The sequence below is a fragment of the Effusibacillus dendaii genome, from assembly GCF_015097055.1.
Taxonomy (GTDB): domain Bacteria; phylum Bacillota; class Bacilli; order Tumebacillales; family Effusibacillaceae; genus Effusibacillus; species Effusibacillus dendaii.
In genome coordinates, this window is record NZ_AP023366.1 from 3,053,060 (window position 1) to 3,078,393 (window position 25,334).

Genomic DNA, 25,334 nt, shown 5'->3' on the forward strand with positions numbered 1-25,334 from the left:
CTGTAACTATCGCATTGGCCGGGAATTTATAGCCTCTATGCGCAATCGATTGAGGAAAAGCTTGCGGTTTCGTATATATTAAATGAATCTCCCGATTTGCTGCTAAATATCGTCGATGCATCCAATCTGGAGCGCAATTTGTATTTTACAGTGCAGCTGCTGGAAATGGGGTTGCCAACCGTCGTTGCCTTGAATATGGTTGATGTGGCGGCATCGCAAGGCAGGAAAGTGAAACATGAAACACTGGAAAATCGGCTCGGTGTTCCGGTTGTGTCGATGGTTGCCCGTAAGGGAATCGGACAGGATGATTTGATCAGACGGCTCAAACAGTACCCGTCCACCAGTTCTTTCCGGATTGAATATCCGGCCGAGGTGGAGTCAGCGGTAGAGCGTTTGGTTGCCATCCTGGAACGTGCGGGTACGGTATTTACTCCCAGTTTCCGCTGGATTTCCCTGATGTGGATTGAACGGAATGAAACGGTTGAACAGGCCGTCTATAGCCGGGTCGATCCATCCGTTTATGAACAGATGCAGCAGGTTCGGGACCAATTGACGGAAAAAGCCGGCCATCTGATCCGCCATACCCGTTACAGTTGGATTGAATCGTTGACACAGGAGATTGTCATTCAGGAAAAAATGGTCAATCAGACATGGAGTGACCGGGTAGATCGTACTTTAATGCACCGCTATTTAGGTATCCCGATTTTTCTGTTCATGATGTTTCTGGTGTTTCAGTTGACGTTCAGTTGGGTGGGAACCTATCTGTCCGACCAGTTGGACAATGTATTCAGCGGTCCTGTTGCGGACGGGTTGCAATCACTGCTTGCATCGCTCAACAGCCCCGACTGGTTTTCCAGATTGATGGTCGACGGCATACTGACGGGTGTAGGCGGTGTATTGGTACTTGTGCCGCAGATTGCCATACTGTTTTTGGCTTTATCTTTTTTGGAAGACTCGGGGTATATGTCACGGGCTGCCATATTGTTGGACCGTTTGATGAGGGCTATAGGTCTAAACAGAAAATCGTTTATTCCGCTGATATTGGGATTTGGCTGTAATGTGCCAGCCATTATGGCTACCCGTGTGCTTGAAGATGAAAGAGGGCGAATCGTGACGGCCTTAATGGCGCCATTTATGTCCTGTTCCGCCCGATTGTCCGTGTATTCGCTGTTCGTGGCGGCGTTTTTCGCCAAATGGCAGGGAGCTGTCGTGTTTCTGTTATATGTGACCGGAATTCTGGTGGCGATTGGGACCGCTTTTATTTTGAAAAAATGGTTGAGCGACAAAGAAAGTCCGTTTCTGATGGCACTGCCCCCGTACCGCGCTCCCATGCTGAAAAGTCTCTTCTTGCATACATGGGATAAGGCAAAAGGATTTTTGCGCAAGGCCGGAACTATCATTTTCTCCATGTCGGTGATTGTCTGGTTCCTTGGAAACTATTCCTGGCACGGAGCCGTTTCCATGGAGAATAGTTTTTTGGCGGCGGTCGGTGGTTTTATTGCGCCGCTGTTTGTCCCTATGGGATTTGCGACCTGGCAGGCGGGGTTTGCTTTACTGACCGGATTTCTGGCAAAAGAAGCGGTTGTTTCCACGATGAGCATCACGTACGGGACGGGGCAAGCGGTTGATATGCTCGGTTCTGTTCTGAAGACTGCGTTCACGCCGCAAGCCGCCCTTGCGTTTCTGTTTTTCGTGCTGCTGTACACGCCTTGTTTGTCTACGGTCGTAATGATGAAGCAGGAAACCGGTTCATGGCGGTGGACGGCCCTTTCAATCATTTACAGTTTTGCGGTTGCGTGGGTAGTTGCTTTGATGGTGTACGGAATTGCATCACGGGTCTACTAAATGCCGCACAAAGGTGGGAAAAACATGATTTACGCGGTCATGGCGGTTGTGTTGGGGGTTGCGGGATGGCAAATCGTGAATCTGGTAAGACGGGCGAAGCGGGGAATGTGCGCCAGCGGCTGTTCCGGCTGCGGATCAAATGGCCATTGCCCGATCCAGAACACTCACAACAATAGCATCGACGTTGATATTACGGATGTGAAAGAGATTCGTTTGTAGCATTCACTAAACAGATAAGAAATAGAGGGAAGTCCAAAAACGGGCTTCCCTTCTTTTTGTCGATAGAAGGAATCAGGGCAGCGAACCATAACAATTCGGAGGGATCGCCCGGCACAACAATGAAAATGGGGATCAAGTAGAATAATAGGGTGACACTCCGTTAGCGTTGTAACAAACCGTTACATTCGGGTAACAAATGTGTAACAATTGAACACTTCCCTCCCTACGCCTAACGGCTGAGTGGAAGGAGATTCTTGGATAGTCGCTTCCAACGAAGTGAAAATTACCAAGCGATCCCTGTAGTTCCCACAGTTTAGGCAACTGCGTGGTTGCCAAACGAATCCCTTCCTGATTGATATTGATGCTTGCATTCTTTATCCTATGCCTTCTAATTGTTACTTTAATTCAGTTGCTTGACAAAAGTAACTATCGTGTCATAATAGGCACATAAGGTTAGTAACGTACAAATAGTAATTCCATTTGTTCAGATATTGAAAGGATGCAAACTTTAGGCAAGAGGAGGCAAAAATAAAATGGCGCCTGCGTTTTTCATTGCACATGGATCGCCGATGCTGGCGATTGAAAATAACGAATACACCCGTGATCTGAATCAGTTGGGGAAAAGCTTGGGCACGCCTGACGCAATTGTCGTCTTCTCCGCTCATTGGGTAAGCCGCACGCTTTCCTTAACGAGTACGAACGAACCGCAGAGAACGATATATGATTTTGGCGGGTTTCCGAAGGATTTGTATGAAGTGATTTACCCCGCGAAAGGATCAGTCAAAGTGGCGGAAGAAGTTGCGGAGCTTTTGGAAAGCAACGGTATCGAGGTAAGACGCGATTTGGGCCGGGGACTTGATCATGGCGTTTGGGTGATACTTCGTCACATGTTTCCCGAAGCTGACATTCCCGTAATTCCCGTCAGCGTGAATCCGCTGCTTCCGCCAGAAGAGCAGTATCGAATTGGGCGAGCTCTGACCGAACTGAAAAACAGAAACATTGTGGTGATCGGGAGCGGTGGAACCGTTCATAACTTTCATGAAATTGACTTTTCAAGGGAAAATGCATCAGCCGAATGGGCGAAGGAATTTGACAGTTGGCTGATTGACCGTATCCGCGAATGGGACACAGCCTCTCTCTTTGACTATAAACAACTGGCGCCTTATGCGGCAGCGGCCACACCGGATTATGAGCACTTTTTGCCGGTGTTCATTGCGATGGGATGCGGCGACGACAACCGAAAAGCAAAACAGCTGCACCAGAGCTATCGATATGGATCGTTAAGCCACATCATCCTTGAATTTGCTTGAAAGGGGAAACAAACCGTTTTGCGACGGCGGGCATAAAGACAATTTTGAAGACTGTGCCCGCGCAAAGAAAGTCCTGTAGCTCAAAAAAATCGACAAAAAGTACTTACGAGACAACGTTCAAGGGTCTCTTCCCTTGAACGTTTTTAGTTCCTCAACCGGGAATGTACATTTACCCGCCGCAACATCCACAAAAGATTGGATGCTGGGCTGTCTCAGTAAGTGACCGTCAATCCACTCGGCAAAATGAATTTTGACAGTGAGTTCCGGTTTCAGCCAGAGAGTGTCTTTTAAGCGTGGGGGTTTGTTTTCGAAAGGCATCGCCGGTTGAATGAGCGGCCTTATGCCCTCCGTTACATCGGCCCAGTCTTTTTGTGTCAGTTTGCCGGTTCCCGCGTGGCCAATATACCAGAAGCGGCCTTTCGAATCGAATAAACCCAGGAGCAGTGAATTCACAATACGATCTCTGAGAGTGACCCCGCCCACTACCGCTATTAAATCCCGGTAAAATTTAATTTTTCGCCATCGCGAATCTTTCCCGTTGATTTCATATGTACTGGTCAGATCTTTGAGAACAACCCCTTCCATTTCCTGTTGTTTGACAACTTGGTACAAAGCCTGTGCGTTGTCAAAATTCTCGACCAGTTGAACGCTGGACTTTGGGGTGATAATACGGTCAAGGATTTGCTGCCGTTTCGATAATGGGTAAGAGGTTATCCACTCACCGTTCAGATAGAGAACGTCAAAAATCATGTACGTGACGGGTACTGCCTGTTGGATGGAGTCAACGTTTTGGAGATTGGTTATGCCGTCTCTTCTCATAACCTCATAAAAAGAAGGTTTTCCATCCCGGAGGGCGATTATTTCTCCGTCCAATATGACAGACTTCGCCGAACAATACTCCCTGATCTCAGACAGTTCGGGATAGTGAAAGGTTCGTTCGTTTAATTTTCGATTAAACAGTCTGTGTTCGCGGCCATCGTAGTAGCTCAATATCCGAACCCCATCCCATTTCACTTGGGCCGCCCATTGAGGGCCCTCAGGAAATTGATCTGTACGTATGGGTTCGAACGGAACAATCGGTTGAAGTGGCATGATGGACAGTCCCTTTTTACTATATATTGATGCAAAAAGAGCAAAAATAAAAAGGGATTCCCAAAAATTCGGAATCCTGGTGGAGCGTTCTGTTTATTTCAACTGTTCGTTTACTTTGCGAATCACATCAATGACTTGATCCTTGCTGTGAACCGTTTCGATTGCTTGCTTCAAATCTTCCGCCGTTTTCTTTTTCCGCACCCACGGTGACGGTGCCGCATTCATGCCCATCAGACTCAAAATTTGTACGAGACGGGCATGAATCGCCATTTTGGCAATCTTGATATCCATCTTCTGATTTTGAATGTCTTGCAGCAGCTTGGCCGACAGTTCTACAGTGCCCTCAATCGCATGTTCCACATGGCTGCTCATTTATGTACCTCCGTTTCACGATTCTGCTTTTTTAACCATACCATCCTCTTGCCGGAATCTCAACTGGTTTGTCTTTGTTGCGTTTTTGTGACACAAATGAAAAAACTTTTAAAATATTCTTCAAAAAAGTAACCGTTCGGGTTAATCTGATAATAAGCCAATTTTTCCAAAAGGAGAGATTTTAATGATTACCCCATTGACTCCGCTTGATTGGAAACGGAGAGCGGTTAAGTATTATCCTGACAAAATCGCCGTCATTGACGACGAGAAGCGGTTTACATATCGGGAGTTCGGGAAACGAACCAACCAGTTGTCCCATGCTTTGATGTCGATTGGCATTCAAAAAGGCGACCATGTCGCCGTGATGCTGCCGAATACGCATGAGATGCTGGAATGTTTCTATGGAATTACGCAGTTTGGCGCGGTGATGGTCCCGCTGAATTATCGGTTAACCTCGGACGACTTCGCGTATATTTTGAATCACAGCGATGCCAAAGCGTTGATTCTGTCTGCCGAATACGCCAAACCGATCGAGGAGATTCGCGATCAAATTCCAAATATCAAGCACTTTATCGTAACCGATCAGAATCAGTTTTCGACCAGGCTGGATGCTTTGGACTACGAATCGTTTCTGGCAGGCAAAGCGGATTCGGATATTCACATCGAAATTGACGAAAATCAAATGATCACGATCAATTATACGAGCGGGACCACCTCCCGACCGAAAGGCGTTATGATGACACACCGCGGAAACTATATGAACGCGGCCGATTTTCTCTATCATTTGCGTATTCATCATGATGATGTGTACCTGCATACGCTGCCCATGTTCCATGCGAACGGATGGGGCGGCGTGTGGGCGATCACGGCAGCCGGGGGTACCCATGTTTGCCTGCGAAAAGTGGATGCGAAACGAATACTCGAACTGTTCCAGAAAGAAGGCGTCAGTTCCTTGTGTGGCGCCCCGACGGTTGTTAACATGATGGTCAACGCACCGGAAGCGAAAGATATCAAGCTGTCTGTTCGCCCTCGCATGGGAACAGCTGGGTCGCCTCCGCCGGCCGCATTGATTCAAAAAGCGCAGGAACTGCTCGGACTTGAAATGATTCATGTCTACGGGCTGACTGAAACGTCGCCGTTTATTCTGTACTGCGAATGGCCCCGCCGTTTCGAATCGCTGTCGGCTGACGAGCAGGCCGATATCAAAGCAAGACAGGGGATTGAAATGGTGTTTAATGGCGAAACGAAAGTGGTGCGTCCAGAGGATGGAAGGGAAGTGGAATGGAACGGCAAGGAAATCGGCGAGATTGTGACCCGGGGCAATGTTGTGATGGAAGGTTATTACAAACAGCCGGAAGCAACCGCAAACGCGATCAAGGATGGTTGGTTCTATTCGGGCGACCTGGCGGTCGTGCATCCGGACGGCTATGTGGAGATTTTGGACCGATCGAAAGATATCATTATCTCCGGCGGAGAAAATATTTCCTCGACCGAAGTGGAAGGCGTCATTTACAAACACCCGGCCGTATTGGAAGCGGCCGTTATCGCTGTCCCTGATGAAAAATGGGGAGAGGTGCCGAAAGCCATCATCGTCCTGAAGGAAGGTTCTACTCTGACCGAGCAGGAATTGATTCAATTCTGCCGGGACAGAATGGCACATTTTAAATGCCCAAAATCGGTTGATTTCGTCGATTCGCTGCCGCGCACCGCAACCGGAAAGCTGCAAAAGTTTCGTCTGCGGGAAAAGTACTGGCAAGGCAACAGGCGGGTGAATTAATGAGATGAAAGCAACCGTAATCAACGAATAGCAGGAAATACGCCCCTCCCTACACAAACGGACTTCTCAAGGGTGATTCGGAGGCGGCGTTTTTTTGTGCGAAAGAGGATCCCCAATTGCCAATCAGTCGAACGCCCACGGTAATATAAAAATACCGACAGGACTGTATGTGCATTTTTTTGACAAATTATACACATATTATCTGATGAGTAGGTAAGCGGACTGAAAAATGTAAAAATAAATGAATTGGAGCGATCTAAGTAATATGAAAAAACTTCTTTCTATTGCACTAGCAGGTACAGTATTGTTTTCTGGAATTTCATATGCTGCTTCAACAGATCAACCCGTTATACCCGTGTCTGGGATGACATCGATACCGATCGGTGAACACAAGGTTCCGCCATTACCATATGCGTACAATGCACTTGAACCGTACATTGACGAGCAAACGATGCGTCTGCATCACGACATTCACCACAAAGCATATGTGGATGGTTTAAATAAGGCGGAAAAAGAAATGCAGAAAGCACGTGATTCCGGCGATTTTGCACTAATCAAGCATTGGGAAAGAGAAGCTGCCTTTAACGGCTCCGGCCATTACTTACATACTATATTCTGGAATAACATGAAGCCAAACGGCGGCGGGCAAGCAAGCGGGCCTATTGCGAAAGAGATTGTAAGATCATTCGGGAGCTTCGAGAAATTCAAAGCACATTTTTCGGCATCCGCTGAAAAAGTGGAAGGCTCCGGTTGGGCGGCACTTGTATGGAGCCCGGGGGCCGGACATCTCGAAATCCTGCAGGCAGAAAAGCATCAAAATCTCACGCAGCAGGGCGTAATTCCGCTGCTAGTCCTTGATGTATGGGAGCATGCATATTACTTGAAATATAATAATAAGCGCGGGGACTATGTGAAAGCATGGTGGAATGTCGTTAACTGGGACGATGTTAACAAACGGTATCAGCAAGCAAGCAAACTGTCTCTTTGACGCTCCGCAGGGCAAGCCCTTGCGGATTCCTGATTCATCATGGAAACCATTGTCCCCACTCCAACCCGAATTTCTATAACTCAATTATATTTCTTGTTAGCAGAGCAGGCTGCCCTAAATCGGGCAGCCTGCTTACAAATAAGACGAAGAGCGCTTTAGTTTTTGCTTACGACCAAAAGCCGTGTCCTCTGTTGAAATAGGACGCGGTTTTCTCTTTCCTATAGGAAAAATAGACAGTGCGCTTGTCTATTTTTAACCCCTTTTTGCCAAAAACCATGTTCTAAAAAAAATAAGAGAATAGAATATAGCAGAACGAGCGAGTGAATGTTTAGGATAGAAGGGGGGACAACTATGTCTTATCGAAGGATACGAGGCCTTGTCAGCGTTGTTGTACCCGCCTACAACAGTGCGCGTTATATTCGAACTTGTATAAACAGTCTTGTAAAGCAAAGCTACCCCCATATTGAAATTATTATCGTAAATGACGCTTCTTCTGATAGGACAGCTAACGTTATCCAAAATTGGAAGAAATCAACCGGTGCACGTCTTGCCTCCAGAGGGCGGATTGCTGTGGCTGTCTTACCTCGAAATACCGGATTTTCCGGTGCCATTACGATGGGAATGTTTCTGTCTGAGGGAGAATTTATCGCCATTCAGGACGCTGACGATTTATCCCACCCGGATCGGTTTAAAAAACAGGTACAGTTTCTACGCGACCATCCTGAAGTCGGATTGGTGGGAACCAACTATGCTGCGTTTAAAAGCGGATCTTTTAAAAATCAGGAGATAGCGAATTGGATCAGGTTCGGGAATGAAATAAAAGAGACATATGCAGCAGGGGGCCACTGCATTTGTCATGGAACCATTATGTTCCGGGGAAGCATCTTCGATCAAATCGGAGGTCCTACAAGACGCATCGAAGGAGCGGAAGACTACGAATTCATTGTTAGATGTATCGAAAACGGGATAACTGTCGAAAATCTTCCGGACGTACTGTATTATTACCGAAACCACGCCCTCCAACGGTCAAGAAAATACTTCGGTAAAACAGAAAAAAAGGGTAGATGGAAATGAAGCAGAAAAGCACCAGTGTTTTAATGATTCTGGATGGCTTTTATGTTGGGGGAACAGAAACCCATGTGCTCACGATCGCCAACGAGCTGGTGAAAAGCGGAAAAAAAGTTGTAATAGCGGGTAAAACTGGACCTTTATATAAGTCTTTTCAAGACATTGGCTGCCGCGTGTACGCTATTGATTTTCGGGTCGATAACACTGTTCTCGATGAAGCACGGAAAGAGGCGGACATTGTATTAAAAAAGATCGTGCAGACAGAACGCATCAACATTATTCACGGTCACCAGACAACATCCACTCGACGCGTTCTGTCGGTAGTGAGAGAATTGAAGATTCCTCTTGTATTCACCGTACACGGCACCTATGAGGACATCCAAGTCCTGCAGGATATAAAGGAAATGGGAGCTGCTATCATCAGTGTGAGCGTCCCCATCAAAGACTGGCTGAAGCGGTATGCCATTCCGTCCATCCTGATCCCAAATGGAATCGATGTCAAGGAATATCGGCCACTGAAAAAGCCCGGATTACGAAAACAGCTTGGAATTCCCGCACATGTCCCGATCGCCCTTTACGCAAGCCGGTTAGCCTGGGAAAAGGCGGATATATGCGAACAATTTATTCGCGCGTGCGAGACACTACGCAAAAGACATTTTCCATCCCTGCATGTGCTCATTGTGGGGAGTGGGCAGCACGCTGATAACATTAAAAACCTGGTGGCCGATATCCAAAAAAATAAAAAAAGAAAGTTTATCCACTTTCTCGGTGAGCGCAGAGACATGGCCTCTCTTTATTCGATCAGTACCTGTGTCGTGGGCACGGGGCGCGTAGCGTTGGAAGCAATGGCATGTGCTCGACCTGTCGTTGCGGTAGGACGCCACGGCTTTTTCGGAGTTTTATATCCTAAACTTCTCCATAAAGGATGGAATTATTATTTTGGGGATCACAACTCCCTGCAACCATGTTCCAGCGCAATGCTTGCCGGTCATTTATACGCCGTTCTCTCTGCTCCTGCAAGCCGCAGGACAATATTTGGAAAACGAGGTCGACAGTTTATCATCAATAACTTTACGATTACGAGATCTGCACGCCAACTGGCTACCGTCTACCGCCGCTGCCTGAGAAAGCAGTGACGAACCTCAGATTGACGATTCGTCATTTTGCTAATGTGTTAAGGTAAGGGATTCCCTCTGTCGTCAGCCAGAGGGATCTTTGATGTATACATATTTTTTCTGAAAGATTAACTAATGGCTTTCTCAAGAACAAATACAACGGTCGGAGGGTTACTGATAAAAGCTGATATTCCAAATCCTCTGTTGATAAGCTCCGTCAAGATAGGACTTACACTACTAGCATTAATTATTAGATCAGTGGGTATATCGGCGGGGTCGCTAAAACTTATTGAATCGATTGTAAATTGACCATTAATATTCCCGGCTTCAAGAACAACAAAACTTATGGAGTCTTTTGACGATTTGATTAATTTTATTCTTAGATCATCACTAATTTTTGCGTTGACCCGTTTTTTTTTTTTTTTCGGGATTACTACATTCGTGGTAATTACATCGCATTTTTTCTTCACACGGGTATTGACACTCTTTTTCATATTAACACTCCTTGCGAATATTTGATACTATTCTATTCGGAGTAAATAAAAGAGTTTGGACAAAGATCTGATAAAATAAGTGGATTTTGTCATCAGCCAGCGGAATTCCTCTAACCTACGTTTTTTTTCGGAATAAAGAAACGAGCGACAGGAGGAGTGCTGCGCTGGAAAGAACATAAGGCCACGTGTTGCCGCTTGTTGACGATTCCGTTTTTGCCCCTGGTGCGGCTGCATTCTCTTGCTGCTGCTGATCTCCCGCTTTTGTATCTGCAGAGACCGTTACGACGGGAGCGGGTGTCTTGGAATCTGGAGCGCCTGTCCACTCCACGACAGAGTTGTCCGAATAGGTTTGATACGACTTCCACGACAGTGTTCCAGGATCCTTCGGATTCTTGCCGGATAGGCCGAATTCGACAAATTCATTCGGTTTAATGCCGCCGGCAGTTGCTGTCCAAGTGATCGCCTTAAAGCGGCCTTCCGAATCTTTTTCAAATTCATAGGTCCAACCGGGTACGGGCAGTACATTTCCGATGCTGGTTCCCGGTGGAAATTCAACACGAACTTTGGTTGTCGGATTGTCTTTCTCATTCGGCACACGAATCGTATACCGCTCATAAGAATCCGCTTTCGTCTCTTTCGGCCAGACGGTCACATGCGCGCTCGCAGTGCCTGCGAACAGGAGAAGGCTGGCGGAGAAAAGGATGGCGGATGCGATCTGTTTGCGTTTCTTCATTAGAGGTATCCTCCCTTGGTTTGCCTACATTTATGGAGTGGGATAAGCGGATTGGCTCATTAAAATCCCGGCCATCACCGCAAAGAGTCCGATGCCCACTTCCTAGCCCAATAAGGTTTGGGAGAGGGAAGGCGCATCTTTTCTCCATTGCAGTGTCTGCCTTAACGCCAGCAGAAGCATGGCGAGCACCAGAACGATTTTTAAAACCAGTAAGAAAGTCCAAGAACTGAGAGCTGCGGTAAGCGTTGTCCAATCGGTCTGCAAAAACATCATAAACAGACCGGAACCAATCGTGAATATGGCAGACAGTGCCGCTGTTTGCACAAAAAAAGGGCGAAATGTTTGCCGGTCCAGATTCTGACCATCGATTGTTTTCCAAATCATAGTCAGGCCCAGATAGGTCAATGCACCCAACCAGAGGGATAAGGCTGCCAGATGTAAAGCGCGGGAAGCAAGCGCCAGCCAGAGCGGCTCAATTCCCCAGGCGTGTCCTCCGAGCTCGTTCGCACAAACCAAAAGTCCCCACAGGATCGGGTACCAGCTTTCCACCATACCGGGGATTGCCAGCAGCAGAAGCAGGATCAATTGAACGGCCAGCATTGCCACAAGAGGTGCCTGTTTGAGCAAGTACCATTTTCCTTCGCCAAATACCGAGCCCAGAAACGAATTCGGCAAATCTGTAGAATAGGTGATGCCTGACACGATGAAACCGACCGCAAGAATGCCCGCGACCAGAACGTACGTCCCCTCTGCCAGAGGCGGAAGTTTGGCGTAAAGCTCCCGGGCATTGCCGGGGGTCAGTTTTAATTCGGTTACCGGTATCTTTTTTCCCGTGCGATCCTGCAGATACAAGCCGACGGTTTCTAATTCCAGCGGTTCACTGAAATCCATAATGATTTTTTGCGGGCTTTGCTGCACAATTTCCCCGCTTTCAGGGGAAGATGTGATCAGATTTGCATGGGCGAATGCCGAAGAAGGAAACAAGCAAAGCAACAGCCCCAGACTTATTAGCCAAAGCGAGAACCGTTTCATGGTGGTCTCCTTTTTGATGTAATCACCACATTTAATCTATCAGGTGCCGAACAAGATTTGAATGACCCACCCGGGCTATTTTTGGTCGATAGTCTGTGATAATGTAGAAACAGGGGGGGCTGGTACATGACCTACAGACAAACCAAGTGGTTGATCATCCTTGTTCCTATGCTGACGATAGAATTATGGGAATTTATCAGACACGCTTATTTATATCCATATATGTCCATGCGAATGGGAAACTGGCTGTCGGCCATCATTGTTTTGGCTGTTACTCTCATGCTGACCGTCGGGCTGTTTAAGAGAATGGAAAATCTGCAGGAGGAACTGAATCGGGAACGAGCCGAAAAAGCGATTTTGGTCGAGCGGGAAAGAATCGCACGTGAACTGCATGATGGCATCGCCCAATCCCTTTTCCTGGTATCGGTAAAATTGCATAAGTTGGAGGAATCTTCTCTTGCAGAATCGGAGCCGTTTCAAAGCCTTAAGAAGACGATTCGCCGTGTCTATGACGATGTCAGACAAGCGATAGCCAATTTGCGAGTTCCTCCCCTCACAGATTCTGCACAATGGAGCCATTCGATTCAATCCTTGATACAAAATTTCGAGAACGACACAAGCTTGTCAGTGTCTCTCGATTGGGATTTTGAAAGAGATATGTTAACTCCGAAAGAAAAAGTGGAAATGACCGCATGTCTGCGGGAAGCCTTGATGAACATACGGAAACACGCAAATGCCAGCCGGGTATGGATTCGGTTTTCCAATGATGGGTTGGGGTGGCGTCTGCTGGTGGAAGATGATGGGGGCGGAATCAGTGAGGATCCGTTTGCGAATCCTTCTTGCTATGGGCTTCGCATGATGAGAGAGCGGGCGGACGAACCAATCGCGAAATTGCAGAAGAGCTATTTATATCGGAAAATACGGTAAAAAACCACCTGAAAAACATTCTGCACAAGCTGCACCTTGAAAACCGGGTGCAATTAACCAGTTATGCATATGAACAGGGTTGGATTCAATCGAAAGAGTAATCAAAGAGCTTCCTCTCCACAAGATCTTTCAGCTTATGGAGAAGCGGCATTGATTTGTATGAAAGTCTTTATTTAGCGTCCGCGTGGATGGTTGCGGGCGGTTGCGGCAAAGGTCTGTTCATCGTCGAGCAATCCGCAAACGCCGCACTGCACGCGGCGCAGACTTCCTTTATACGGGATATGAAGCGGATCGATACTGGCCGCATCCAACAGTTCAACGGTGTTGCCTGTATCGGGATCCAATTTTACATATTGCGGAACTTGTTCGATCACGGCGAATTTTGTGCGATTCGTCCGGCAAGCGGGACAAAGGTAAGGAGTAGCCATACTATCAATCCTCCTTTTATCAGTATGTCCAAAATTGCCGAATACTACATACACAAAGGAGAGATTAAAATGGCGCAGCCGCAAGTGAAAGCATTAATCTTTGATACGTTTGGAACGTTGGTCGATTACCGTACGACCATCATTCGGGAAGGGGCCGCATGGAATCAAAAAAAGGGCTGGACTGTCGATTGGGCAAAATTTGCCGATGAGTGGCGCGGTCAGTATCGGCCGAATATGGACAAGGTGATGCGAGGCGAGCTGCCGTGGATGAACATTGATCAGTTGCACCGGATGGCGTTGGAGGAACTGCTGCCCAAATACGGGATCAACGATCTTTCGGAAGCCGAAAAAACGGAATTGAATACCATTTGGCATCGTCTGCTGCCATGGGGCGACACGGTTATGGGCCTTACGTATCTCGGCATGCGGTATACAATTGCCCCCTTGTCAAACGGAAACGTTGCCTTGCTAAGCAACATGGCCAAACATGCGAGGTTGCCGTGGGATTTGATACTATCAGCAGAACTGGCGAAAGCGTACAAGCCGGACCCCCGTGTCTATCAAACGGCGGTTAATCTGCTTGGCCTGCAGCCTGAACAGGTAATGATGGTCGCAGCACATCAAGAGGACCTGCTTGGCGCACAAAAAGTCGGCCTTAAAACCGCCTTTATCTTGCGTCCGCTCGAATTTGGCTGGTCAGCGATTCCTGATCTGACGCCCGACCCTTCTTTTGACGTAGTGGCCAATGACATAGTCGATTTGGCGAGACAGCTAGACTGTTGTTGAACAAAATGGCCCATTCATCCGTATAATCCGCTGCTGTGGGTTGCGAATCGATGCATGTGATATGGACGCCAGGCTGCTTGAAATCATGGAACGAATGGACCGCGAAAAGTGAAACGATTTTATGAAGAAGGGGCTGCCCCGCAAGCGGATAAAACCAAACCACTTAACGGAGCAGCCCTTTTTATATGTTATTCAAATTGCAACTGATAGGAATCAGGCACTAACGTCGGTGGTCTCCGCCCGAGCAAGTGCAGGATCAATTGGGAAACCAGAATCCCAGGACCTAAAGCTTGTCCTACGCTGATCGTCGGAATCGATTTTTCCTCCAGCCACCCCATGATTTTTTCAGGCGTCGCATAATTCGGCAGGTTATTGGTATAACCGGAAGCCGGGAAGGTTTTTCCCTGCAGTTCTTCAATCGGGAGATCGACAGGAATTCCCACGTACTCCTCAAGCGTTGTTTTATGCGGTGAAAACGTCAACACAGATGTCCCAAACCCCAATGCTACAGCAGTTGTGACGAACAACTCTTTCTCCCTTGCAGCCCGATGCAAAGCAACCGCATCCGGAAATGAAAAATAATCAATGGCGTCAATCACATAATCGCTGCCTTCCACAAAATCGGCCACGTTCTGCGGGTTTACCCCCTCTGTATAAGAATCGATTCTCAACTCAGGGTTAATCGAGAGCAGATGGTTTCGTAACGCATCGACTTTATTCATGCCCACCGTTTGATAGGTTGCTGCACATTGCCGGTTAATGTTCGATACATCAAACACATCAGGATCTGCCAGTTTTAAACTTCCGACCCCTATTCTGGCAAGCAGTTCTGCCGAAAATCCGCCAATGCATCCGCAGCCTGCAATCGCAATGGTGGTATTTTGCAGTTTTTCGACTTCCTCTTCCGACAAAATCCCGATGTTCCGCTTGAACTGCTCTTTAATCATTTTACCATCTCCTTGTAGTTCGATTCAGATGTCATAAATTGGTATAAGGAAGGACGATATTGTTTAACACTTTCATGCAGTTCCGGAAAATATAAATAGCAGGGAATGGATACAGAACCCAGGTATGTTTTCGGGACGCCAATCACCTTAAATGGAAAGTGGAAAACGCGCGTTAAATATTTATGGACCCTCTCATCCACACAACAGACCCAGTGAGTAATTCCAAAATGCTCCGAATAACGAAAAGCGGCTCGGATCAGCCCCAATCCCACATCATGTTGGGGGATTTTGGCGAAAGCGCTGATTTCGGCGTATTGGCTTCGATCCAGTTTCGACAGTTTCAGTCTTTCAATATCAAATATTTCAAAGTGCTGCAGCGTGGGCAGTTCATTCAACTCTTTTCGAATAAGTCGGATTACGCCAACAACATTCGAATTTTCTTTTGTCTGTGCGACAAAATACGTTGACTCTTTCTCGTAGGGATCAACCTCATCCCTTTTGAAAAAGCCAACCTCCCGGTATCTTTCAAAATGCAGTTTGATTGCCTTGTCACGCAGCTCCCCAGTGGCGTGACTAAATACATAGTTTTGGTTTTCCATTTCTCCTACCTACCCCTTGTGTTGAATTTTGTAGCATTTCTAAATATAAAGGAGAGAAGATAGGAAATTTGCTGAAAGTTGTCGAAGAGATTATAGAGAAAGAACTATTTATAGGTACTAAACAATGTTTAAAAGGTGAGATATGACAGAAGAGAAGAATCGACTTTTAGCGAATTGTTATAGAGAACATTGGGATTTAATAAGTTCCAGGGTGTTAAAGATTATATTGGGTTACTTACTTATAAGCATCGGCTGGAATATAGTTTTTCACATTTATTCATTGCCATATTCCCGGGCTCAGTTAAGCGCTTTACTGGTTTGCCTGGCAGTTTCAGTTGTTCTTTATGGACTTCATAAATATGAAAAACCGGCTCCAAAAACAATGCGGCATTTCGTCGTAGGTCTGTGTATTTTTATTATGTTCTTATTATATTTTTGTTCGGGGTTCAGCGAATCCTGGAGTTATTTTTTTCTGGTTCCGTTAGCTGCCGCTTTATACGGGGATCGGTACTTTACATTTCTGTACTCGGGAGTTGGATTGGCATGTTTAACGTTTCTCAGCGTCAAATTCCCAATGCCAGTATCATCCGATTCGATTGATGTAGCCAACCGTATTTTGCTGTATTTTATTTTAGCTACCTACAGTTACTTGTTATTTAAAACTCTTTTCGAAAACTATAACAAACAGGTAACGGTGGTTACAGAAGCGCTGGAAACCACGATTGAACAAGTGGTGGCCAGTTTTATTGTGGCCATTGAAGCAAAAGATCAATATACGTTCGGACATAGTGAGCGGGTAAGCCTCTATGCGGTGGAAATGGCAAAGACACTGCGGGAATATGAAGATGATAACAAATTAAAAACGCTTCGACTGAGCGGTTTAATGCATGATGTCGGGAAAATCAATATTCCGGAATCCATACTTACCAAACCGGATAAGTTAACACCGGAAGAATATGAACTGATCAAGACGCATACGGTGGTCGGGGCTCGAATGGTAGAGAAGATCACCGGGTTGGGGCCGCTTAAGAACGGGGTGTTGTATCACCATGAACGTTGGGATGGCAGGGGGTATCCGGCGGAACTGCAAGGGGAAGAAATTCCTTTGGATGCCCGCATACTTGCCATTGCAGATGCCTTTGATGCCATGACCTCTTCAAGAGCTTACCGGGATGCTTTGTCCTTTCACGAAGCGTTTAATCGGTTAAAAGAGGCAAGGGGGACGCAGTTTGATCCGAAACTGATCGATTGTTTGGAATCGGTTCGCTTTCAATGGCTTCAGATCTACAATGAATCGCAGTTTTCTTTGGATGATTTAGAGAAACTTACGGATTTCTTATAAAATAGGCATTCGTTGAAAAAGGCTGTTTCTTTGAGCAGCTTCACCTGCTTTAGGAGACAGTTTTTATGTTTGTTCAAATCGAAGTTCAGGACATCGAGAGCGGCCAATTTTGACGGATAGATTTTTTGGAGAGGAAGTGTCATAGTAGGAGAAACTGCTTTGGGGGAAGGAATGGAATGGATCATTGGAGAGAATTCCTGTTGCTTGTGTGGAATGGGTATGCTCTGCTTCTGATGGGGTACGACAAACGGCAGGCGAAACACAAGAGTCGCCGGGTGCCTGAGAATCGCCTGTTTGCGATTGCGGCGGTTGGGGGCGCAGTGGGAATCTGGATCGGAATGTATGGGTTTCGTCATAAAACGAAGCATCCATCTTTCGTATTCGGGATTCCGCTTTTGGTTATCCTCAATCTGTTCGTATGGGTCTATCTGTTGCGTTTTTTACGATGATTTTGACATGAAAATAACAGTCTCTTCGAAATGTTAATGAATGAAAAGCAGTGGTAAAATATTGTCAAATCGTGCAAGAATTTATAGACGATGTGTTTGTATCTTTAAACGGGGGGGGGGGGTTTTGCGTATGAATATATTTGAGGCGGTTCGAAACAGACGTGAAATCACGAGTTTCGAAGAAAAAAAGATTTCCTTCGATATATTGGAAAAATTGCTGGATGTTGCCTATTTGTCACCTGCGGGAAATAACCTTCCTTCCAGAGAGTTTCTGTTAATCACCGGGCGGGACGCGTTGGATCATCTGTCGAAAACGACCCCTTATGTATCCTGGCTAACTGGTGCTCAGGCTGCTATTGTCGTCACAGGATTGCCAGAAGTGAGCAAATATTGGATACAGGATGCCTCGATCGCATGTGGGTATATCTGGCTTGCAGCGGTAGAACTGGGACTGGGTGCGGCATTTGGGGCGGTTCATCATACGCAGGATGCGGAGGAATCAGAGCGGAGAGAGACATTTGTGCGCAGCGCTCTATCTATTCCGGATGATCGGCGCATTTTGGCTATCCTCGGGTTCGGCTATTCCAAGCAAAATCCGGTGCCAAAGCAAATGTATCCGCGAGAAACCGTTGTGTTTTACGATAAATTTGGCAAAACAAACCCGTAATGGTTGGAAGAGGATCGCACGACACTACCGGTATAATTGGAAAAAAGCGGCCAACCGTCTTTCGGTTGACCGTGGCGGGAAGTGTTCTCGATTAGCGAGGAGCTGTACGATGCAGGTTGCGCAACGCTCTGCCAATAAACACAAGAGCATCGCCCATCTCTGCTTCGGCAGCTTCAACTCCAGTACGGGTCCGAAGAAACCGTCTTGCTTCTCGAAGTTCTCTGATGGCTCTTCTAAGATTGCGACGTGCACGCCGTCTGCGGGCTGCATTCCGTTCTGTTGCCATTCCTGTTCACCCCCCGAGCGCTGTATTCAAACCGCGATCGTTTTTGACCAGCGGTTTACTCCAGTAAATGTCGGTTTGCGCGCTATTGAACCGGGCGTATTAAGGATTTCGGCAGGAAAAACGGATAAATCCGCATTTGTTATCAAGGGTAAAGACGATTGGCGCCGTCTACCTAACTGATGGAGCTGGCGGATATTTTTCGATGGGTGGAGCTTAATGAGAAATGACGAAAAAAAGAGATACCATAAGAATATAAGTGATAAATAATCTTTTTATATTTATTTGAAGTCTATTTTGAGTCATTTTTATGAAAAACACATGTCGCAAAAATCTTAAAATCCAAGTATTATCGTACCAACAATTCAATCTAGCCTAATCTTGTTTTACAGCAAGAGCGGAGGAACCAATCAAGTGGGGTTAATCCTGATTGATCAGGAGGGATGAGATACACTTCTCTGCCATCCTACCCGTCAGCTAACTTCGTCGGCTAAAGCAGGGAAGGTCCAAAAGACCTATCCAGTATTCGTTGTGATGGTCTTTTTTGTTTTGTGCAAGTAACACCGCTCGGAAAGAGGTTTAGATTTTGGCGCAAACTACAAAAAACAGGCTGGAAGCAGAAATTAGTGAATCCTACATTAAACTTCAAAGGGAAATTTTGGGGCGGGGTCCGCAGGAAACAAAGACATACATCATTCGAGACATGGTGATTGTTCGAATGAAAGGTGTGTTGACACATGAAGAAACCCATCTTGTACAGTCGGAAAAAGGGAAACAGCTTGTCAAGGCGATGCGCAGGATCTTGCGGGAACAATACAGTCAGGATACGGAAGGAATCATCTCACGCATTACGGGGTGTCAGGTTATCTCCAGCCATAGTGACGTAAGCACGAAAATTGGCGAGCAAGTGGAATTGTTTATTTTAGATTTGGATCTGGAAAAGAAGTTGAAGGAAAAAACTGAACAGTGACCATGTCAGGAAGACGGAATACAGGGACCCCCGAAGCGGGATCCGGGTATTTTGTAAGCCTGCGGGCTCGTGGAAGGTTTCGATGTGTCATGTGACATGTAGGAATCGTGCGAGAAACCGCAGGCTTATGTTTTTTCGGAAATGATAGCAGTCGATTTTGGGGAATCCTATCGAAAGACAGAGCCTACGGGAGGCACAGAACTATGCCTAGTCAAACACTTAGAAAGATCCTGTTCGGACGACCATTAAAATCAAGCGAGGCAGAAGCTGAGAAAATGCCCGTGTGGAAGGCGCTGCCGATTTTGTCGTCAGACGCTCTTTCCTCTGTGGCATACGGCACGGAGCAAATTCTCTTGGAACTGGCGACTGTTGGGGCTGTAGCCTTCTCCTTTTCATTGCCGATAGCAGTAGCCATTATCATTCTGATCGCCATTTTGGTCGTAAGTTATCGCCAGGTGATCGATGCGTATCCGCGAGGAGGCGGCTCTTACATGGTCGCCAAGGAAAACCTGGGACTCATGTGGGGACGTCTTGCGGGTGTCTCACTGTTAATCGATTACACGTTGACGGTAGCTGTTTCTGTAGCAGCCGGAGTTCAGGCGCTTACGTCTGCTTTTCCGGCAACGGTGCCTTACATTGTCCCGATCGCGATTGCCCTTGTTTGGATAATGGTCTGGATGAACCTGCGAGGAACGTCTGAAGCGGGTACGGTTTTCGCGTTTCCAACCTATCTGTTCATCTTTTGCATGCTGTTGCTTGTCGGAAAAGGCACATTTGACTGGATGACCGGAGCTGTCCATACAGCTCATGCGGTCACCATTCCAACGGACATGCCTGCAGGACTTACGATGTTTGTTTTGCTGAGAGCATTTTCTTCCGGATGTTCCGCCGTCACGGGAATTGAAGCAATTTCCAACGCCGTTCCGCATTTTCGAAATCCGGCCCAGCGCAATGCGAAGCTTACTATGATAATGTTAGGGACTTTGTTGGCAGTGATCTTTGGCGGGGTAACGATTCTGTCTCTGGTTTACGGCGTATATCCTGATCCAACAGGGAATACTTCCGTATTATCGATGGTTACGGAAAATGCGTTCGGTCGAGGGAGTATGTACTTCGTTATACAGATTGCCACGATGCTCATTTTGACATTAGCGGCGAATACCAGCTTCAACGGGTTTCCGATTTTGGCCTCCATTATGGCGCAGGATCAAAACTTTCCCCGTATGTTTGCCAATCGGGGAGATCGGTTGGCGTTTAACTATGGAATTATTACATTGGGGATATTGGCCAGTCTGCTGCTCATCTTGTTCCGTGGGAAGACGGATCTGCTCATCCCGCTTTACGCGATCGGTGTCTTCTTGTCATTTACAATGGCACAAAGCGGGCTGGTGCTTAAATGGGTAAGAGAAAGGAACAGGGGGTGGCAGCGAAAAGTACTTATCAACGGAATTGGGGCTGCCGCGACCTTTGCTGTGGTATTAATATTCAGCATTACCAAGTTTACGGAAGGCGCATGGATTGTCGTTGTCGTGACACCACTCTTACTGTGGCTGATCACAAAGATCCACAAGCATTACGAGGCGGTTGCAAAGCAGCTGAGATTTGATTTGAACGATCCGCTCCCTCAAAAAGAATCTGTCATAATCGTGCCGGTTGCGGGAATCCACCGAGTCGTCGCATCGACCCTTGCTTACGCAAAGACTCTCTCTCCTAAAGTAGTTGCTTTCTACGTGGCGTTTTCTGAGGAAGAGGCGGAACGAATGGAGAAAAAATGGGAACAATGGAACCCCGGGGTTCGGCTTGTGACCTTCGTGTCCCGATATCGAACCGTCGTTGAACCCCTTGTGGAATTTGTAGAACGGGTTGATTGCCGTTTAAACCGAACAAGTACGGTTATGGTGTTGTTGCCGCAGTTTGTGCCCAAAAAGTTCTGGCAGCGATTGCTTCACAATCAATCCGCATTTCGAATCCGCGCGATGCTTTTCGGCCGAAAGGATGTCGTTGTGGCAACCCTGCCGTACCATTTGCAGGAGTAACTACCATACATTGTGCAATGAAGTTTACATAATGTCATGGTGTACTATCATTTGTTAAAAATAAGCCGAAGCTCAATCGAGCGCGGGGGACCCATTTTTTGGGGTGAAACCACATTAGTGGCAGGGTAATCCTCTTTACCCGAATCCGTCAGCTAACCTCGCAGGCTTCAGAGAGGAGATGTTTTCTAGGTATCGCGACATCGGTGATGATTCCGGCATTTGCAGCACCTGACAATGCTGCGGCAACATCCACACAATTACCGCCGGGAGTTAGCTTTGATACCAATATACAACCGGTTGCGCCTCTTGATGCAGATTACCAGACAAAGGTTAATGCAGTTCTGCAGGTAGCAGAAAGCAAGCTGGGAACTCCGTATGTATGGGGACATAATGAAGACCGCGGTCAGGTCGGTTTCGATTGCTCCAATTATACCGCTTATATTTATCATCACGCATTGGGGTATAAAATGAGTGGAGCTTCCCAGACTCAATACCATTCTGTCTGACGTACTGTGTCGAAAGCTGAAATGCGCCCGGGAGATCTTATAATCTTCAATAATGGCAGTCACGTTGGTATTTATGCGGGAAATGGCCGCGTGATTCAGGAAGGTGGCGGCCTGAAAAAGGTTGGCTATCTGAACGTTTCTCCTGGGTCTTCCTGGTACAATAATATTACGGCCGTTAAACGTATGTTTTAAGCAAGAATGCCTTGAGAACAAGCTGACGCCAGTATTCAACTGGTGTCAGCTTGTTTTTCTTTTACCGCTTCTATTGTACGGATTACACGCTTTGAGGCATCGGAATTTCTTCCTTATTGCCGTTTATCTCAATCCGATTTCCGGCACCTCGCGAAACATATCTGACGAATCCTTGCTGCGGACTATGTTCCATAAGCAGTTCCGCAAGCTGCAGTTGCACATATTGCCGAAAGGCTCTTTTTAAAGCACGGGCACCGTACTGTTTATCAAACCCTTTTTTGACTAAAAAGTTTTTTGCCGAATCGAGCAGTTCCAAGCGACAGTTGAATCTTAGTATTCTTCTGTTCAACTGTTCCGTTAGTACATCAATGATTTCAAACAATATTTGTTCCGAAAGCCAATTAAAAATCACAATGTCATCAATTCGATTGATAAATTCGGGCCGAAAGGTTGATTCCAGTTTTCTTTTAATGATTGTTTCCAGAAATGATTCGTTATTCCGGATTTTCCAGTAACGGGGATTTAGGTAATGGGTTATCGATTTCAGCACAAAACCCAGTCGATTATTGGCATAGCTTTGTATTTCTCGGGCACCCAAATTGCTTGTCATGAAAATCAGCGAATTTCGAAAATCGATCTTCTCTTCCCCCGAGGCAATCGTCATCACCCCGTTATCGAATATGTTCAATAATGTTTGAATCACCTGCGGGCTTGCCTTCTCCAGCTCATCAAACAACACGATGCCGGGTTTGCTGTAGGACCCTTCAATTTTTTCTTTATCCAGAATCGTGGAGCCTTCCTTGCTTCCCACATATCCTGGCGGTGCACCGGTAAGCGCGGCGGCGTAGTGATCAAGCGATAAAGTATTCATATCCACTCTGCAAAAGGCCTCCCGGTTTCCGTAAAGGGCCTCTGCAAGCACGCGTACGATTTCCGTTTTGCCGACTCCCGTAGGTCCCAGAAACAAACCTATGTGTAAAGGTTTATCCGGATCTGCTATGTCAGCCCGCACAATTTTCAACATGTTTTCCAAACTTTGCAGAACTTTTTCCTGTCCGAAAATTTTGTTTCGCAGCCGTTTCATTACTTCTTCAACATGAAACCGATACCGGGTTTCGATCCTTTTGAAAGATGTATCCGCCACCACGTCCGTATCTTGCATCCGTTCGGCAGCCTCCAACTCTTTACGTTTTCGGTCGGCTGCATAATATTCGAGTTTATCGTTGATGAAGGGCATAGTATCCTCCCCCTTATTTTTATGTAAAAAGGAGCCAGATAGAGAAAGTCACCCGACTCCTTCATGTTCGATTTAACTATTATTTTTCTGCCGCCATTACTTTGCCTTCGTTCGGAATCCCTACAATCGGGCATTCCGCAGTGCCAGCCGTTGATCTGGTAATTGCCTCCACATTTTCGCGGGCTTTTTCTGCATCTAACACCCAGGTTCGATAGAAATCAAATGGACATTCCGCTAGTCCTTTGTCGCCTTCTCCGGAATTGATCAATCCTGTATAACCCCTGTGTAAGAGTTTGAAAAGATGATTTTGCGATTGGGCATTCTTTCGGAAATCGCGGATTTGCGAAATGGAGATTTCCGCATACTGAATTCCGTTCTCTTCTGTTCCGCACTCGCCAAGGGTTCGTCCATCAAAGCCAATGATAGCCGAATGTCCGAAGTAAGAATACACTCCGTCAAACCCTGTTGCATTCGCTACTGCTACATAGGAATTGTTTGCCCAGGCCATTGATTTCGCCATGATAATCTGCTGTTCTTTGGCTGGATACATGTATCCCTGGCAGCGAACGATCAGCTCTGCGCCTTTCATTGCACAATCACGCCAAATTTCCGGATAGTTTCCGTCATCGCAGATGATTAGGCTGATTTTGATGCCCTTCGGTCCTTCGCATACATATGTCTGACCGCCGGGATACCACCCTTCGATAGGAACCCAAGGTATAATCTTTCTGTATTTCTGCACAACTTCACCCTTGTTGTTCATTAAGATAAGGGTATTGTATGGAGATTTGTTTGGGTGGTCTTCATGTTGTTCCCCTGTCAAAGAAAAAACGCCCCAAGTATTTGCCTGCCGACATGCCTCCGCAAAGATTGCAGTCTCTTCACCCGGAATCATGGAGGCGGTTTCAAACATTTCTTTCGGATCGTACATGATGCCTTGCGTACTGTATTCCGGGAAAATAACCAGGTCCATGCCCGGCAGTCCCTGTTTCATTCCGACTACCATATTGGCAATGTTCCTGCAATTTTCCAGAACCTCCTGCCTCGTATGTAAACGCGGCATTTTGTAGTTGACGACTGCTACACCGACTGTATCAAAGCTGCTTGAAATATCTCCATGTCTCATTTCAAAACACACTCCCTTAAAATGTAGTTTTAAGTACATAAGTCAAATTGGCTTATTTTGGAAATCCGACCATGCCGTCACATCTTCCTCACCCCCTGCGTGTGATGAGAGCGCCGCTCTTACCAGTTTCCGGTAAGAAGCATATATCCCGGAACCCAACAGGTTATAACCGCCTCCACTAGCGTTACGTAGGCAGTAAATTTAGCGATCGGTTTTTCCAAGGCAAGTAGAAGAAAGAACAAAAACCATAGAAAGGCCCACAGAAGCCAAATGACTCCAAAGCGGAAATCGCCGCTCTGAAACGTCAAAACCGCTGTTGGGAGTGCAGTAACCGCTACAAAGAAACAGTACCAGCCAAACCCCCTTCCCTCTAAATCAAAAGCGTTGTTGATCGCCACATACAAATAAGTGAAAGAAAAAAGAAGTCCAGTAGCGGCTGTAAAATAAGACAGGGGATCACCTGACGGAGCTTTCAGCATGATGTAAATATTTATGATCAACGTAATGCTGCCAGTGAACAAATTCAGGGGTGCCGCCCCTTTACCGCTCACCCTTCCTAACAACATCATTCCATTTACCCATAGCACCGCCCCGACATACAAAAGTGAGATTGCGAGCAATTGTCATCCCTCCTTGACCGAATTGGAAATAGATTTTTCGTTTATCTCTATTGCAACTTTAGTGCCAACTGCCGAAATACAACATGAAGTGCTTGGTTGTATGAAAAATTCGATCCGGATAATTCGGTAAAAGTAAAAAGTGTGCAGATTTTGGTTGATTCTGTCCAATAACTG

General features: G+C 46.5%; 25 protein-coding genes, 3 pseudogenes and 2 riboswitches. Of the genes and pseudogenes, 16 read left to right on the forward strand and 12 right to left on the reverse strand.

The window, feature by feature from the left end:
* Nucleotides 1-24: 24 nt before the first annotated feature.
* The 3 genes from feoB to skT53_RS16220 all read left to right on the forward strand — a co-directional run bounded on the left by feoB (nt 25) and on the right by skT53_RS16220 (nt 3,374).
* Complete coding sequence (feoB, locus tag skT53_RS16210; RefSeq protein ID WP_200761030.1) at nt 25-1,845, forward strand: ferrous iron transport protein B; 1,821 nt, start codon at nt 25-27, stop codon at nt 1,843-1,845.
* A gap of 24 nt (nt 1,846-1,869) precedes the next feature.
* Nucleotides 1,870-2,064, forward strand: coding sequence for a FeoB-associated Cys-rich membrane protein (locus skT53_RS16215; RefSeq protein WP_200758831.1), 195 nt, complete (start codon nt 1,870-1,872; stop codon nt 2,062-2,064).
* Nucleotides 2,065-2,597: 533 nt separating this feature from the next.
* Nucleotides 2,598-3,374 (forward strand): DODA-type extradiol aromatic ring-opening family dioxygenase, encoded by a 777-nt coding sequence (locus skT53_RS16220; RefSeq protein WP_200758832.1) that lies wholly within the window; start codon nt 2,598-2,600, stop codon nt 3,372-3,374.
* 117 nt (nt 3,375-3,491) lie between these two features.
* Here skT53_RS16220 and skT53_RS16225 read toward each other — a convergent pair whose 3' ends face one another.
* Both skT53_RS16225 and skT53_RS16230 read right to left on the reverse strand, forming a co-directional pair.
* Nucleotides 3,492-4,466 (reverse strand): ATP-dependent DNA ligase, encoded by a 975-nt coding sequence (locus skT53_RS16225; RefSeq protein ID WP_200758833.1) that lies wholly within the window; start codon nt 4,464-4,466, stop codon nt 3,492-3,494.
* A 93-nt stretch (nt 4,467-4,559) separates the two neighbouring features.
* Complete coding sequence (locus skT53_RS16230) at nt 4,560-4,838, reverse strand: hypothetical protein (protein WP_200758834.1); 279 nt, start codon at nt 4,836-4,838, stop codon at nt 4,560-4,562.
* A 184-nt stretch (nt 4,839-5,022) separates the two neighbouring features.
* On the opposite strand from skT53_RS16230, the gene skT53_RS16235 reads away from it, so the two are divergent.
* The 4 genes and pseudogenes from skT53_RS16235 (at nt 5,023) to skT53_RS16250 (ending at nt 9,807) form a co-directional block, all read left to right on the forward strand.
* Nucleotides 5,023-6,615, forward strand: a complete 1,593-nt coding sequence (locus skT53_RS16235) for a long-chain-fatty-acid--CoA ligase (RefSeq protein ID WP_200758835.1) — start codon at nt 5,023-5,025, stop codon at nt 6,613-6,615.
* Between the two features lie 373 nt (nt 6,616-6,988).
* Nucleotides 6,989-7,603 (forward strand): annotated as a pseudogene (locus skT53_RS16240) (superoxide dismutase); the annotation flags it as partial.
* A gap of 351 nt (nt 7,604-7,954) precedes the next feature.
* Nucleotides 7,955-8,677: a glycosyltransferase family 2 protein gene (locus skT53_RS16245; RefSeq protein WP_200758837.1), complete on the forward strand. Its 723-nt coding sequence runs from the start codon at nt 7,955-7,957 to the stop codon at nt 8,675-8,677.
* Nucleotides 8,674-9,807, forward strand: coding sequence for a glycosyltransferase (locus tag skT53_RS16250; RefSeq protein WP_200758838.1), 1,134 nt, complete (start codon nt 8,674-8,676; stop codon nt 9,805-9,807). The genes skT53_RS16245 and skT53_RS16250 overlap by 4 nt, the downstream gene beginning before the upstream one ends.
* Nucleotides 9,808-9,914: 107 nt before the next feature.
* Here skT53_RS16250 and skT53_RS16255 read toward each other — a convergent pair whose 3' ends face one another.
* From skT53_RS16255 to skT53_RS16265, 3 genes are all read right to left on the reverse strand, one after another.
* On the reverse strand, nt 9,915-10,280 hold the full coding sequence (locus skT53_RS16255; RefSeq protein WP_200758839.1) for a hypothetical protein: 366 nt from the start codon (nt 10,278-10,280) through the stop codon (nt 9,915-9,917).
* Nucleotides 10,281-10,395: 115 nt separating this feature from the next.
* Nucleotides 10,396-11,013 carry a YcnI family copper-binding membrane protein gene (locus tag skT53_RS16260; protein WP_200758840.1) on the reverse strand — a complete coding sequence of 206 codons (618 nt, stop codon included), beginning with the start codon at nt 11,011-11,013 and terminating at the stop codon, nt 10,396-10,398.
* A 102-nt stretch (nt 11,014-11,115) separates the two neighbouring features.
* Nucleotides 11,116-12,045 carry a copper resistance CopC/CopD family protein gene (locus skT53_RS16265; RefSeq protein ID WP_200758841.1) on the reverse strand — a complete coding sequence of 310 codons (930 nt, stop codon included), beginning with the start codon at nt 12,043-12,045 and terminating at the stop codon, nt 11,116-11,118.
* Between the two features lie 126 nt (nt 12,046-12,171).
* On the opposite strand from skT53_RS16265, the gene skT53_RS16270 reads away from it, so the two are divergent.
* Both skT53_RS16270 and skT53_RS16275 read left to right on the forward strand, forming a co-directional pair.
* The gene (locus skT53_RS16270; protein WP_200758842.1) at nt 12,172-12,972 is read left to right on the forward strand and encodes a sensor histidine kinase; all 801 of its coding nucleotides are present in this window, start codon (nt 12,172-12,174) and stop codon (nt 12,970-12,972) included.
* Nucleotides 12,912-13,073 (forward strand): annotated as a pseudogene (locus skT53_RS16275) (response regulator transcription factor); the annotation flags it as partial. The gene skT53_RS16270 and the pseudogene skT53_RS16275, both read left to right, overlap by 61 nt.
* Before the next feature lie 72 nt (nt 13,074-13,145).
* Here the strand turns inward: skT53_RS16275 and skT53_RS16280 are convergent.
* Entirely contained in the window at nt 13,146-13,400 is a 255-nt protein-coding gene (locus skT53_RS16280; protein WP_200758843.1) for a DNA alkylation repair protein, read from the reverse strand.
* Nucleotides 13,401-13,469: 69 nt separating this feature from the next.
* Here skT53_RS16280 and skT53_RS16285 point away from each other — a divergent pair, with 69 nt between their 5' ends.
* On the forward strand, nt 13,470-14,186 hold the full coding sequence (locus tag skT53_RS16285) for a haloacid dehalogenase type II (RefSeq protein WP_200758844.1): 717 nt from the start codon (nt 13,470-13,472) through the stop codon (nt 14,184-14,186).
* A 188-nt stretch (nt 14,187-14,374) separates the two neighbouring features.
* Here skT53_RS16285 and skT53_RS16290 read toward each other — a convergent pair whose 3' ends face one another.
* A complete protein-coding gene (locus skT53_RS16290) occupies nt 14,375-15,133 on the reverse strand; it encodes a ThiF family adenylyltransferase (protein WP_200758845.1) in 759 nt (252 codons plus the stop codon).
* Nucleotides 15,130-15,732, reverse strand: coding sequence for an N-acyl amino acid synthase FeeM domain-containing protein (locus tag skT53_RS16295; protein WP_200758846.1), 603 nt, complete (start codon nt 15,730-15,732; stop codon nt 15,130-15,132). Before skT53_RS16295 ends, skT53_RS16290 begins: the two co-directional genes overlap by 4 nt.
* A 574-nt stretch (nt 15,733-16,306) precedes the next feature.
* On the opposite strand from skT53_RS16295, the gene skT53_RS18640 reads away from it, so the two are divergent.
* The 3 genes from skT53_RS18640 (at nt 16,307) to skT53_RS16310 (ending at nt 18,190) form a co-directional block, all read left to right on the forward strand.
* Nucleotides 16,307-17,074 carry an HD-GYP domain-containing protein gene (locus tag skT53_RS18640; RefSeq protein ID WP_226375257.1) on the forward strand — a complete coding sequence of 256 codons (768 nt, stop codon included), beginning with the start codon at nt 16,307-16,309 and terminating at the stop codon, nt 17,072-17,074.
* A gap of 176 nt (nt 17,075-17,250) precedes the next feature.
* Nucleotides 17,251-17,523, forward strand: a complete 273-nt coding sequence (locus skT53_RS16305) for a DUF1294 domain-containing protein (RefSeq protein ID WP_200758848.1) — start codon at nt 17,251-17,253, stop codon at nt 17,521-17,523.
* A 130-nt stretch (nt 17,524-17,653) separates the two neighbouring features.
* Entirely contained in the window at nt 17,654-18,190 is a 537-nt protein-coding gene (locus skT53_RS16310; RefSeq protein ID WP_200758849.1) for a nitroreductase family protein, read from the forward strand.
* A gap of 91 nt (nt 18,191-18,281) precedes the next feature.
* On the opposite strand, the gene skT53_RS16315 is transcribed toward skT53_RS16310, so the two are convergent.
* Nucleotides 18,282-18,476 carry a hypothetical protein gene (locus skT53_RS16315; protein WP_200758850.1) on the reverse strand — a complete coding sequence of 65 codons (195 nt, stop codon included), beginning with the start codon at nt 18,474-18,476 and terminating at the stop codon, nt 18,282-18,284.
* A 359-nt stretch (nt 18,477-18,835) separates the two neighbouring features.
* A riboswitch (cyclic di-AMP (ydaO/yuaA leader) is annotated at nt 18,836-18,979 on the forward strand.
* An 80-nt stretch (nt 18,980-19,059) separates the two neighbouring features.
* On the opposite strand from skT53_RS16315, the gene skT53_RS16320 reads away from it, so the two are divergent.
* The 3 genes and pseudogenes from skT53_RS16320 to skT53_RS16330 all read left to right on the forward strand — a co-directional run bounded on the left by skT53_RS16320 (nt 19,060) and on the right by skT53_RS16330 (nt 22,177).
* Nucleotides 19,060-19,443, forward strand: a complete 384-nt coding sequence (locus tag skT53_RS16320; RefSeq protein ID WP_200758851.1) for a Na-translocating system protein MpsC family protein — start codon at nt 19,060-19,062, stop codon at nt 19,441-19,443.
* Nucleotides 19,444-19,646: 203 nt separating this feature from the next.
* On the forward strand, nt 19,647-21,479 hold the full coding sequence (locus tag skT53_RS16325; RefSeq protein WP_200758852.1) for an APC family permease: 1,833 nt from the start codon (nt 19,647-19,649) through the stop codon (nt 21,477-21,479).
* A 53-nt stretch (nt 21,480-21,532) separates the two neighbouring features.
* Nucleotides 21,533-21,661: riboswitch (cyclic di-AMP (ydaO/yuaA leader) on the forward strand.
* A 24-nt stretch (nt 21,662-21,685) separates the two neighbouring features.
* A pseudogene (locus tag skT53_RS16330) lies at nt 21,686-22,177 on the forward strand (C40 family peptidase).
* Nucleotides 22,178-22,259: 82 nt separating this feature from the next.
* Here skT53_RS16330 and skT53_RS16335 read toward each other — a convergent pair.
* From skT53_RS16335 to skT53_RS16345, 3 genes are all read right to left on the reverse strand, one after another.
* A complete protein-coding gene (locus skT53_RS16335; protein WP_200758853.1) occupies nt 22,260-23,414 on the reverse strand; it encodes an AAA family ATPase in 1,155 nt (384 codons plus the stop codon).
* Between the two features lie 79 nt (nt 23,415-23,493).
* On the reverse strand, nt 23,494-24,540 hold the full coding sequence (locus skT53_RS16340) for an aliphatic amidase (RefSeq protein ID WP_200758854.1): 1,047 nt from the start codon (nt 24,538-24,540) through the stop codon (nt 23,494-23,496).
* Nucleotides 24,541-24,659: 119 nt separating this feature from the next.
* Nucleotides 24,660-25,160, reverse strand: a complete 501-nt coding sequence (locus tag skT53_RS16345) for an AmiS/UreI family transporter (protein ID WP_200758855.1) — start codon at nt 25,158-25,160, stop codon at nt 24,660-24,662.
* Nucleotides 25,161-25,334: the final 174 nt, after the last annotated feature.